The sequence below is a fragment of the Streptomyces sp. NPDC001401 genome (assembly GCF_042895385.1).
Taxonomy (GTDB): domain Bacteria; phylum Actinomycetota; class Actinomycetes; order Streptomycetales; family Streptomycetaceae; genus Streptomyces.
Map to the genome: position 1 here is coordinate 761,164 of NZ_JBIAWI010000002.1, position 11,600 is coordinate 772,763.

Genomic DNA, 11,600 nt, shown 5'->3' on the forward strand with positions numbered 1-11,600 from the left:
CCCGTTCATGACCATCCAGGAACCCGGCACGACCACGGACCCGGTCCCTCTCATGGGCTGCCCGTACAAGGCCGACCCCTACCCGCTCTACGAGCAGCTGCGCGAGGCCGGCCCGGTGCACCGCGTCCTCTTCCCCAGCGGCGTACAGGCATGGCTGGTCACCGGTTACGACGCCGCCCACTCCGCCCTGAACGACGACCGCCTCGGCAAGAACCACGACCGCGGCAACGACCGCTGGCGCGCCCGCGCCTCGATCATGCCCGAGCCGCAACACTCCCAGCTCCAGGTCCACCTCCTCCACCAGGACCCGCCGAAGCACACGCGGATGCGGCGCTTCGTGACGGACGCCTTCACCCCGCGCCGCATCGATGGCCTCCGCCCCCGCTTCCAGCAGCTGGCGAACGCCCTGGTCGACGCCCTCCCCGAGACGGGCCCCGCCGACCTCGTCACCGGCTTCGCCGCCTACTTCCCCTTCCAGGTCCTCGCCGAAGTCATCGGCCTGCCACGGGAGCTGGCGGCCCGCTTCGACCGCGACTGGGGGAAGGTCGTCCAACCGGTCGGCCCGACCGACCCCGGACGCCCGCTCTACGAGGCCCGCCTGCACGGCCTGCAGAGCTACATCGCCGAGGTCGTCGCCCACAAGCGGGAGCACTGGGAGGACGACCTGCTCAGCCGCCTGGTCGTGGCCCGCGACCGCCGCGAACTCTCCCAGGAGGAGCTGGACTCGATGATCTTCCAGCTCCTGGTGGCCGGCCAGGAACCGGTCACCAACCAGATCACCACGGCCCTGATCGCCCTGTTCCGCAACCCGGACCAGCTCACCCGCCTCCGCCAGGATCTCTCCCTGCTTCCCCGGGCGGTCGAGGAACTCCTGCGCCACGACAGCGCCTTCGAGCTCACCACCTGGCGCTTCTTCGACCAGGACAACGACCTGCACGGCACCCGCGTCCCCGCCGGCGACTCGGTCATCGTCTCCCTGCGCGCGGCCAACCGCGACCCGCGCCGCTTCCCCGACCCGGACACCCTGGACCTCGACCGCTCGCCCAACCCCCATCTGGCCTTCGGCCACGGAATCCACTTCTGTCCCGGCGCCGCGCTCGCCCGCGCCGAACTCCAGATCGCGCTCGGCACCCTCCTCACCCGCCTGCCCGGCCTGCACCTGGCGATCCCGGACGAGGACCTCGCATGGATCCAGGCCGTCCTCGGCCGCGGCACCAACCACCTGCCCGTCGGCTACGACCGCCGCTGCTGACCCCGGCCTCCCGCTGACCGGGTCCGGCCGTACCGCCTTACCCGGTCCCCGCCGACCCGGCCCATCCGACAAGACGGCGCCCGGCACACGAGCCGACGCGCCATGCCGTCATGCCCACACGCCCCTGAAGGAACGACATGCCGCTCACGGCCGCCCCGGACACCACCCCCACGACCACCGGCACCGCGATCCTGAACCTGCTCCTGCCCCACCACCGCACGACCGACCGGGCTCGCGCCCGCGCCGAGGCGTTCCCGCACCAACTGCGCCAGATCACCGACTGCGTGCGCAAAGGAGCCCCCATCGTCTTCACTCTGCCCGGCTTCCCCTGCAAGTCGCCCAACCCCGCCAAGGTTCTCGGTCACCTCCCCGACATGGGCGAACGCCTCTCGCTCACGTTCCTCGACACCCTGTGCACGGAGATCGAGCGCCTCCACCCGCCCGGCGCCCGCATGCTGATCTGCTCCGACGGCCACGTCTTCGGCGACCTGATAGGCGTCCCCGACGCCCGCATCGACGCCTACGCCGACGAACTCCGCACCCTCATACGACAACTGGGCCTGCACAGACTGTCCGTCTTCGACCTGCGCGACGTCCTCGGCGACCTCCCGCACGAGGCGAAACGCGCCCACGTCCACGAGCGCTACGCCCCCACCCTGGACGCCCTGCGCGCCGAGATCCACACGGACGCCCCCACCCTCGCCCTGTACCGCGGCATCACCCGCTTCCTCGTCGAGGACACCGCTGACCACGAAGGCACCCGCTCCGCCCTCCAACGCGACTGCCGCAAGCGCGCGTACGGCGTCATCCAGCGCAGTCGCGCGTGGGGCGAACTCATCGGCGATCACCACCCCCACTCCGTACGCCTGTCCATCCACCCCCAGCCGATCGGCGCCCCCAAGTTCGGCATCCGCCTCCTCGACACCCCCGACGCCTGGACCACCCCTTGGCACTCGGCGGCGCTGCATCGCACCGACGGCACCTGGACGCTTCTCCCCGGGGCCGAGGCTGCCGGGCGGGGCCGCCTGATCCTTCGTGAAGGCCGGCCCAGTCACTTCGCGGAGATCTGAACCGGAGCGCTCCGATCCGCGGCGCGGACACGACGCAGGGGTGGTCCCGGGAGCCGGGACCACCCCTGCGACAGCACTGCGTCAGCCGCAGTCGCGCACCTTGATCGTGTAGATGCCGCGGCCGTGGGTGGCGGCGTACAGGGTGCTGCCGTCGGGGCTCGGCTTCAGCTGGAGCACGGCGACGGCCGGAAGGCTGCCGACGCGCTGCCAGGCCGTGCGGCCCGGCGCCCGGTAGACGACGCCGAGGTCGGTGGCGACGGCGAGGCCGCCGTTCGGCGTGACGACGGCGGAGTTGGTCGGCACGTCGGGAAGGTTCTTGGAGATGTCCTTCCAGGTGGTGCCGCCGTCGGTGGACTCGAAGACATGGCCGACGCCGGCGCCGGGACCCTCGGTCCAGTGCCGGGAGAAGCCGTTGACCGCGAGGTAGACGTGGTCGGCGTTCTTCGGGTCGACGGCGAAACCGCTGAGGTAGCGGTTGGGCACCGTGCCGTCCACGGGCAGGCTGATGTCGTGCCAGCCGGTGCCGTCCGCGTTGCCGACGGAGATGCCGCGGGCGAAGCCCTGGTTGTTGCAGGGGCCGCACCAGGCCGCGTACACCTTGCCGCCGGAGGCGGCGACGGCGGTCGCGGTGCGGCCGGCGCCGAGGTCGTACACGCTCTTCCACTCGGAGCCGCTGCGGATGGCGTACCCCTTGCTCTGCACCCAGATGTGGCGGCCGCCGGCGATCCAGGTCGAGGGGTTCTTCGCGTCGGCCGCGAGCGGGGCGATGAAGCGGGCCTCGTTGGTGGCGTTGTCGGCCGGGGCGACGTTGTAGGAGGTGGCCTTGCTGGAGTCGGTGACCCAACTGCCGTCGTTCACCGCACAGTTCTGCGTCACCTGGATGGCGAGGTAGACGTACTCCTCGGCGATGTTGCAGCCGTTGGCCGGGTCGGTGAGCGTGTCGCCGCCGTCGCCGCCGAAGTCGGAGCCCATCACCTTGTCGTTGCTGCGCAGGACGGACTGGCCATTGTCCTGCAGGCCGCCGGTGACGGAGACGCCGCCGTGGTCCAGGTCCTTGCCGACGCCCACCGAGTAGTACTGGAGGGTGTCGATGGTCCCGTCGTTCAGCGAGGTCCAGTCGGTGGCATGCCCCGAGGCGTCCTGGGCGCCGTCGACCGGCCGCTTGTAGACGCCGCCGTCATTCCCCACGTACACGAAGCTCTTGCCGTGGTAGCTGCCGATCGCGACGCCGTGCTGGTCGGAGTGGGTGGTCGGGTTGCAGTCGCCGGTCTGCTTGGCCGGGTCGATCGACCAGCAGGGGAAGGTGAAGTTCCAGTACGGGCCGACGGTGGACCAGGTGCTGCCGCCGTCCTTGGTCTCGTAGACCTCTTCCAGGCCCGCGTACACGTGGTCGGCGTTGTTCGGGTCGACGGCGAGGAACTGGTTGTACCAGGCCTGTACGCCCGGCATGTAGCCGCTGGTCGTCAGCGCCGAACCGTCGGCGGACAGGCCCTTGTAGTCGGCGATCTTCGTCCAAGGTCCGGTGGGGGAGCCGGACTTGGAGACGAAGATGCCCTCCAGGCCGCTGTCCGGGTTGGTGCTCAGCTGCTCCGGCGACTGGTCGATGGCGTAGTAGCGGGAGCCGTCGGCGGAGCGGGCGAAGGTGACGTTGCCGACGTTGTCCGCGTCGGCCGGCAGGTCGCCCAGGCCGCTGGTGATCCGCGTCCAGGTGCCGTCCGCGCCCTTGGTGTAGAAGCCGTTGTAGTCGTCACCGCTGCGCCAGCCGACCGCGAGGACGACCTTGCCCGGGTCCTTGGGGTCGATCGCGATGTCATTGGCGATGTTCTTGTACGCGGCCGAGGCGTCGCTCGCCTTCGAACCGCCCGGCAGATAGTCGGGGTTGGGCGCGAACTCCAGCTTCCAGGCGCCCTTCAGCGTCTTCGTGGAGTGGCTCCACACGCCCTCGCTGGTCGCCGCCCACACCTTGCCGCCGCCGAAGCGCAGTTCGTGGATGGTGGTGGACTCCAGCTCGTCGCCGCCGACCCGGCTGCGGGTGGAGAAGGTGCCGTGGTGCGGGCGGGACAGGACGTAGACGCCGCTGCCGAGGTAGGCGTCGGCGTTGGTGGTCGCCTCGCCGGTGCCGAGCCACAGCCGTCCGGCGCCGTCCAGCGCGAGTGCGCCGGTGGACTGGGCCGGCAGCCGGTCGCTGATGGGCTGCCAGTGCCCGCCGCCGCGCTTCGACCGCCATACGCCGCCGCCCGCGCTGCCCGCGTAGACGTATCCGTCGTCGTCGGCGGCGAGCGCCGCCATCCGGCCGGTCACATTGCCCGAGCCGCCGCTGGAGTTGGAGTCGATGTCCCGGTAGCGCGGGTCGTCGGAGTTGTAGGGCAGGTCGGTGACGTTGCGCCAACTGCCGCCGGTACTGGGCAGGTTGGTCAGGTCGTCCCAGGCGGCACCGTAGGCGCCCGGGGCGACGATGCCGGGCGAGGTGCGGGCCTCGGCGTACTGGTCCGCGCCTTCGGCTATCTCGTCGGCCTCGTTGCCGTCGTCACCGTCCTCGCCCTTCAGCCTGGGGCTCATGGCGCCCACCGACTGTGCGCGTTCGGCGGCGAGTCGGGCGAGCGTCCGGGCCCCGAAGGGGCTGTTGTCGTGGGCGGGTGCGGCGCTCGCGGGTATCGCGAACAGTGCGGCGGTTGCGGTGATGGCGCAGGTTGTGAGCCAACGTCTGCTGGGGGTTGGAGCTGGCACCAGGTCCTCCGAAAACGGGTGGTGGTACTGCCGTCGGGGACGACCTGATCACCGGCGGGAGAAGGCGTCCGGCATTTGGACAACTCTTTGATCAGAACCTGTCATTTCAGATGGATCGCAGTGGGGTTCTCGCCCGGCCATCCGGGCGAAAGGTGAGCGTGGTAGACACGCTCTAAGGGGTACGGGGCGTTGACAACAGGAGTGGGTGGCCGTGCTGCTGAAGACCTTTCGCTGGGCGTTCGTGTTCACGGCGCTCGGCCTGGGCGCGGGCGTGCTCTACGGCGGCTGGGCCGCTCTCGGCATCGTGGCGATCCTCGCGGTCCTGGAAGTCTCCCTGTCGTTCGACAACGCTGTCGTCAACGCCGGGGTCCTGAAGAAGATGAATGCCTTCTGGCAGAAGATCTTCCTCACCGTCGGCGTCCTCATCGCGGTCTTCGGAATGCGGCTGGCCTTCCCGGTCGTCATCGTCGCGATCACGGCCAAGCTCAACCCGTACGACGCGGTCCACCTGGCCCTGACCGACAAGGACCGCTACCAGCAGCTGGTCACCGACGCGCACCCGGCGATCGCCGCCTTCGGTGGCATGTTCCTGCTGATGATCTTCCTCGACTTCATCTTCGAGGACCGCGACATCCAGTGGCTGCAGTGGCTGGAGCGGCCGCTGGCCAGGCTCGGCAAGGTCGACATGCTGGCGGCCTGTATCGCCCTGACCGTCCTGCTGATCACGTCGTTCACCTTCGCCGCCCACGCCCACCAGCACGGCGGCACGCACGCCGACAAGGCGCAGACCGTGCTCGTCTCCGGCATCGCGGGTCTCGCCACCTATCTCGTCGTCGGCGGCCTGTCGGGCTTCTTCGAGAACCGTCTTGAGGAAGAGGAGGAACAGGAGGCGGAAGCCGCGCGCACCGGCAGGCAGCGCTCCGCGGTGGCACTGGCGGGCCGGGCCGCGTTCTTCACGTTCCTCTACCTGGAGGTCCTGGACGCGTCCTTCTCCTTCGACGGCGTGATCGGCGCGTTCGCCATCACCAACGACATCGTGCTGATGGCACTGGGCCTGGGCATCGGCGCCATGTACGTCCGCTCGCTGACCGTGTACCTGGTGCGCCAGGGCACGCTCGACGACTACGTCTATCTGGAGCACGGCGCGCACTACGCGATCGGCGCGCTGGCCGTGATCCTCATGGTCACCATTCAGTACCAGATCAACGACGTCGTCACCGGCCTGGTCGGCGTGGTTCTGATCGGCTGGTCCTTCTGGTCCTCGGTGCGCCGCAACAAGGCGCTCGCGGAAGCCGAGCCGGAGACCGCGACGGCCGAGTCGGTCCGTACCCCCTAGGTCAAGGGCTGGTCATCGATTGGGGGCGGGGGCCGGGACGGGCGTATTCTGTCGGCGGTTTGACCGGACACCTCGTTCGGTGAGGCGTCTTCACGGACACAGGCCACTGATCCCACCCGTCGAGAGACGCTCCGGATCAGGACAGGTCTCCCCGGCCCAAGGGGTGACCCCAAGTGGCTTCCCCCGCGGGGGATCACGCCGTGGAGTGCCAAAGCTCTGACGAGTTGGGGTGTGCCGGGCCGTCCGTTGCCCGGCTTCCCCTTGCCGTGCGACCGCGACGCCCCTGTACGCGGCCGGGACCGGGAGGAGGCGAGATGGACAGTAGTCCGGGCCATAGTCGGCCCTTCTTCGTGTTGTCCGCGCCGTCCTTCCGCGGCCCGAGGCAGCCCGCTCTCCCCTGAATCGCGCTCATCCGCCCTGCGCATGCCCTGTATTGGCGTGTGCGCGTGTGCGGGTGCGCCCCCGTGGGGAAGACCGCTGCCGTGGGCCGCCCGATGCCCCGCCACGCCGGGGCAAGGGGGTGTTCACCTTGGCTGCCCACACTCTGCTCATGTCCACCTCGGCCCGCCTGCGCGACCGCAGGGTCCATCTGGAGCGCCGTGCCACTGCCTCCAAGGCGGTCCGTACGTCCCTGGTGTCACTGGCCGGTCTGATCGGCGGCCCGGTCACCAATCAGGCCGGGGAGGAGGTCGGCCGCGTCGTCGACGTCGTCGCCCGGCTGTACGGCGAGGAGTCGTACCCGCCGGTGACCGGGCTGATCCTGCGCATCGGCCGACGCCGTACCTTCCTGGCCGCCGACGCGATCGGCAAGGTGCACGCCGGGCACGTACGGCTCAACACCGCCCGGGTGGACCTGCGCGACTTCGCCCGCCGCCCCGGTGAGGCCCTGCTCGCCAAGGACGTCCTCGACCACCAACTCGTCGACGTCGACGGCGTCCAGGTCACCCGGGCCGCCGACCTCTACCTGGCCCCCCTGGTCGACCGTGTGGTCCTGGTCGGCGTGGACGTCTCCCTGCCCACACTGCTGCGCCGGCTCGGCCCGCGCCGCTGGCAGGCACGCCCGACCCCGGAGCGGGTGCTGGACTGGCAGGCCGTGGCCCCGTTCGCCGAACTGGCCACCGAGGGCCCGCCGGAGGTGCGGCTGCGCGCCTCCCGGGGTGCCCTGCACCGGCTGCGCCCGGCTGACCTGGCCGACATCCTCGAAGACCTGGGCCGCGCCGAACGGCAGCAGCTGCTGGGCTGGCTGGAGCCGGAGCAGGCCGCCGACGCGCTGGAGGAGATGGAACCGCACGAGCTGGAGAACCTCCTGCGCGAGGCGAAGCCGGAGCACGCCGCCCGGCTGGTCGACGAGATGGAGCCGGACGAGGCCACCGACGCCCTGCGCGACCTCACTCCGGAGGAGCGCGAGAACCTGCTCACCCGCATGCCCGCCACGGAAGCGGCTGAGCTGCGGCGACTGCTGACCCACCGTGAGGGCACCGCGGGCGGCGCCATGACCACGCTGCTGATCACCGCCCGCCGGGACCAGACCGTCGCCCAGGTGCGCGCGCAGCTGGCCGAGCAGGCCGAGCACCGTACCGAGATCGACGCCGTCGCGGTCGTGGACGAGGAGGGCCGCCTGGTCACCGACATCGCGCTGTTCGACCTCGCCGTGGCCGAGGACACGACCCCGGTGGCCGATCTGGTGGCCTGGCGGGCCCAGTTCGGTCCGCCCGTCACCGTCCGTCCGGACACCGCACTGACCGAGGCCGCCGACGAACTGGTCGACGCCCGTGCCTCCTCGCTGCTCGTGGTCGACGACGGCGACCGCCCGCTCGGCCGGATCCTGGCCGACGACCTGCTCGACGCCCTGCTGCCCGAACGCGGGCGCCTGCACTTCCGGAGGTTCCTGCAGTGACCCGCGACCTCGACACCGTCGCCGCGCCGACGACTGCGCAGAGCCCCGCCCGCCGCACCGGGTGGCGCCGCATCACCATGATCGCGGCGGTCGCCGGCCCCGGCCTGGTCGCCGCGAACGCCGGCAACGACGCCGCAGGCATCGCCACCTACGCCTCCGCCGGCTCCCAATTCACCTACGGCACCCTGTTCTTCATGGTGCTGGTCACCCTCGCCCTGGTGATGGTCCAGGAGATGGCCGTACGCCTGGGCGCACACACCGGCAAGGGCCTCGGCGCCCTGATCCGCGAGCAGTTCAACCTGCGTCTGACCGCGCTCGCCGTCTTCTGTCTGCTGCTCGCCAACACCGGCCTGGTCGTCTCCGAGTTCGCCGGCATCGGCGCCGCCTTCGAACTCCTCGGCGTCCCCAAATGGGCGGTCATCCCGCCGGCCGCGATCCTGCTGTGGGCACTGGTCCTGTTCGGCTCCTACCACTGGGCCGAACGCATCTTCCTGATCATGTCGCTGGCCTTCTTCGCGTACCCCGTCGCGATGATCCTCGGCCACCCGCACTGGGCCGACGTCGGCCACCACCTCGTCGTCCCGCACATGGAGCCGAGCAAGGACTTCATCCTGCTCGCGGTCGCCCTGATCGGCACGACGGTCAGCCCGTACATGCAGTTCTACGCCGCCGCAGGCGTGGTGGACCGAGGCGCCAAGCCCGCCGACTACCCCCTCATCCGCGCCGACGCCGTCCTCGGCGCGGTCTTCGCCTGCATCATCAGCCTGACGATCATCATCGCCACGGCCTCCGCGATCGGCGGCACGGGCCCGCTCAACTCCGCCGCCCAGGCAGCGGAAGCCCTGGAACCGGTGGCCGGCCAGAACGCCGAACTCCTCTTCGCCCTGGGCCTGATCGGCGCCTCCGCCCTCGCCGGAGCAGTGGTGCCGTTGTCGGCGAGCTACGCCATAGGGGAAGCCGCGGGTGTGGAGCGCTCCGTCTCCCGCAGCTTCCGCGACGCCCCGCTGTTCCTCGGCCTGTTCACCGCCCAGATCGTCCTGGGCGCCACTGTGGCGATGACCCCGATCGACGTCATCCAGCTGCTCATCGGCACCCAGGTCCTGCAGGGCCTGATCAGCCCGATCGTCCTGGTCTACCTCCTCGTCCTGACCAACCGCCGCTCCGTCCTCGGCCCGGCCGCCAACAGCCCGCGCTACCGCATCGCCGCCACCGCCGTGGTGGTGGGCGTCGCGAGCATGTCCACCATCCTGCTCGTCCAGACCGTCCTGGGTTGGTTCGGCCTCGGCTGACCCGATGATCCTGTGCCCGAGGGGGCGAGCCGTGCGCTCTCTCCGGGGCAGGAGGTGTCAATTGCCTGGGGTTCGGGCGGAGTTGCACCAATGGCATTGACATGCCCATGTTTGCAGAGCAGAGTGTCGGCGTCCCTCAGCACGTCCTGCACGATGTTCGGTCCGGCCGGGCTCCGCCCGCCCTCATGGCGCGGACGTGTACGAGGCATGCTCCCGACCCCACTTCGCGACGCACCGATGCCGGACGTGCCCCTTCTGCGAAAGGGAACGGATCATGTCCCTGGCGTCATTCCTCCACCGCCTGGCGAGACCCGGCCTGGTGACGGCGGCCCTCGCGGCCGGCGTGCTGGCCCTGTCGACGACCACCGCCAGTGCCGCGCCCGCCCTCACCCGGATCAGCGCCGATCCCTACACCAACTCCACCAGCCAGCACGCCACCGAGGTCGAGCCGGACACCTTCTCGTACGGCTCCACGATCGTCTCCGCCTTCCAGGTCGGCCGGTTCAACGACGGCGGCTCCTCCAACGTCGGCTTCGCGACCTCCACCGACGGCGGCACCACCTGGACCAAGGGATTCCTGCCGGGGATCACCACACAGGCGGGCGGCACCTTTCAGAGGGTCAGCGACCCGTCGGTGGCCTACGACGCGAAGCACAACGCCTGGCTGATCTCCACCATCCCCATCACCTCGTCCGTCGCCGTGCCCCAGGTCTACACCAGCCGTTCGACCGACGGCGGGCTGACCTGGAGCAACCCGGTGGTCACCGCGACCGGTTCGAGCCTCGACAAGAACTGGATCGTCTGCGACAACACCGCCACCAGCGCCTTCTACGGCAACTGCTACACCGAGTACGACAACAACGGCGACGGCGACCGCATCAAGATGACCACCTCCTCCGACGGCGGTCTCACCTGGGGTGCCTCGAAGAACACCGGCAACAACGCCACCGGCCTGGGCGGGCAGCCCGTCGTCCAGCCGAACGGCACCGTGGTGGTCCCGATCTCCAACGCCTCGGAGACCGCGATCCGCGCCTTCACCTCCACCAACGGCGGCAGCTCCTGGACCAATGCCCGCACCGTGGCCACCGTCAGCACGTTCACCGTGCGCGGGGGGCTGCGCAGCGGCCCGCTGCCCTCCGCCGAGATCGACGCCGCCGGGAAGGTGTACGTGGTGTGGCAGGACTGCCGCTTCCGCGCGAGCGGAGGCTCCTGCACCTCCAACGACATCGTGATGGCGACGACCACCAACGGCACCGCCTGGTCGTCGGTGACCCGCATCCCGATCGACGCGACGACCAGCACCGTCGACCACTTCATCCCCGGCCTCGCGGTCGACCCGGCCACCTCGGGCACCACCGCGCACCTGGCGCTGACGTACTACTACCACCCGACCGCCAACTGCACCGCCGCCACCTGCCAGTTGGACGTCGGGTACGTCTCCTCGACCAACGCGGGCAGCACCTGGACGGCGCCCACCCAGCTGGCCGGTCCGATGACCCACTCCTGGCTGGCGAGCACCACGCAGGGCACCATGGTCGGCGACTACATCTCGACGTCCTTCTCCGGCACAACCGCACATCCCGTCTTCGCCGTCGCCTCGGCCCCCAGCGGATCCGTCTTCAACGAGGCGATGTACACGCCGACTTCGGGCCTCACCGCAGCCGCCGGCACCGCCGCCGTCACTACCGCCACCGCACGCGACAACGCCTTCTCGGCCCGCCTGGCCGCGATCGCCTACGCGCAGTGGCTGGCCAACGGCGGCACCGAGGGCGGCGAGGACAGCCCCTGACCGACAGCCCTTGATCGCAACAGCGCTCAGAGCCAGTCCCGCCGCTTGAAGACGACGTACAAACCGGTACGGCGCATTGCCCGGCCGGCACCAGCCCTTGGGCTGCGCCCCCCGGGACACGGTCGATACACAGATACGGTCCCGGGGGGGGGGGGGGGGGGGGGGGGGGGGGGGGGGGGGGGGGGCGGGGGGGGGGGGGGCGGGGGGGGGGGGGGGGGCCCCCGCGGGGGGGGGGGGGCG

Annotated in this window: 7 protein-coding genes and 1 riboswitch; of the genes, 6 read left to right on the forward strand and 1 reads right to left on the reverse strand. The window is 70.6% G+C overall.

Annotation, left to right across the window (positions count from 1 at the left end):
- Window positions 1–7: 7 nt before the first annotated feature.
- The gene (locus ACFY10_RS10975) at window positions 8–1,252 is read left to right on the forward strand and encodes a cytochrome P450 (protein WP_390664744.1); all 1,245 of its coding nucleotides are present in this window, start codon (window positions 8–10) and stop codon (window positions 1,250–1,252) included.
- Window positions 1,253–1,389: 137 nt separating this feature from the next.
- On the forward strand, window positions 1,390–2,322 hold the full coding sequence (locus ACFY10_RS10980; RefSeq protein WP_390664745.1) for an L-tyrosine/L-tryptophan isonitrile synthase family protein: 933 nt from the start codon (window positions 1,390–1,392) through the stop codon (window positions 2,320–2,322).
- An 81-nt stretch (window positions 2,323–2,403) separates the two neighbouring features.
- Here the strand turns inward: ACFY10_RS10980 and ACFY10_RS10985 are convergent, their stop codons facing one another.
- Window positions 2,404–5,049: a glycosyl hydrolase gene (locus ACFY10_RS10985; protein ID WP_390664746.1), complete on the reverse strand. Its 2,646-nt coding sequence runs from the start codon at window positions 5,047–5,049 to the stop codon at window positions 2,404–2,406.
- Window positions 5,050–5,260: 211 nt separating this feature from the next.
- On the opposite strand from ACFY10_RS10985, the gene ACFY10_RS10990 reads away from it, so the two are divergent.
- The 4 genes from ACFY10_RS10990 (at window position 5,261) to ACFY10_RS11005 (ending at window position 11,360) form a co-directional block, all read left to right on the forward strand.
- Window positions 5,261–6,385 carry a DUF475 domain-containing protein gene (locus ACFY10_RS10990; protein WP_390664747.1) on the forward strand — a complete coding sequence of 375 codons (1,125 nt, stop codon included), beginning with the start codon at window positions 5,261–5,263 and terminating at the stop codon, window positions 6,383–6,385.
- A gap of 64 nt (window positions 6,386–6,449) precedes the next feature.
- Window positions 6,450–6,621: riboswitch (M-box (ykoK) riboswitch) on the forward strand.
- A 314-nt stretch (window positions 6,622–6,935) separates the two neighbouring features.
- A complete protein-coding gene (locus ACFY10_RS10995) occupies window positions 6,936–8,282 on the forward strand; it encodes a magnesium transporter MgtE N-terminal domain-containing protein (protein ID WP_390664748.1) in 1,347 nt (448 codons plus the stop codon).
- Window positions 8,279–9,571, forward strand: coding sequence for an NRAMP family divalent metal transporter (locus ACFY10_RS11000; protein WP_390664749.1), 1,293 nt, complete (start codon window positions 8,279–8,281; stop codon window positions 9,569–9,571). The genes ACFY10_RS10995 and ACFY10_RS11000 overlap by 4 nt, the downstream gene beginning before the upstream one ends.
- A gap of 274 nt (window positions 9,572–9,845) precedes the next feature.
- Window positions 9,846–11,360: a sialidase family protein gene (locus ACFY10_RS11005; protein WP_390664750.1), complete on the forward strand. Its 1,515-nt coding sequence runs from the start codon at window positions 9,846–9,848 to the stop codon at window positions 11,358–11,360.
- The last annotated feature ends 240 nt before the right edge of the window (window positions 11,361–11,600 follow it).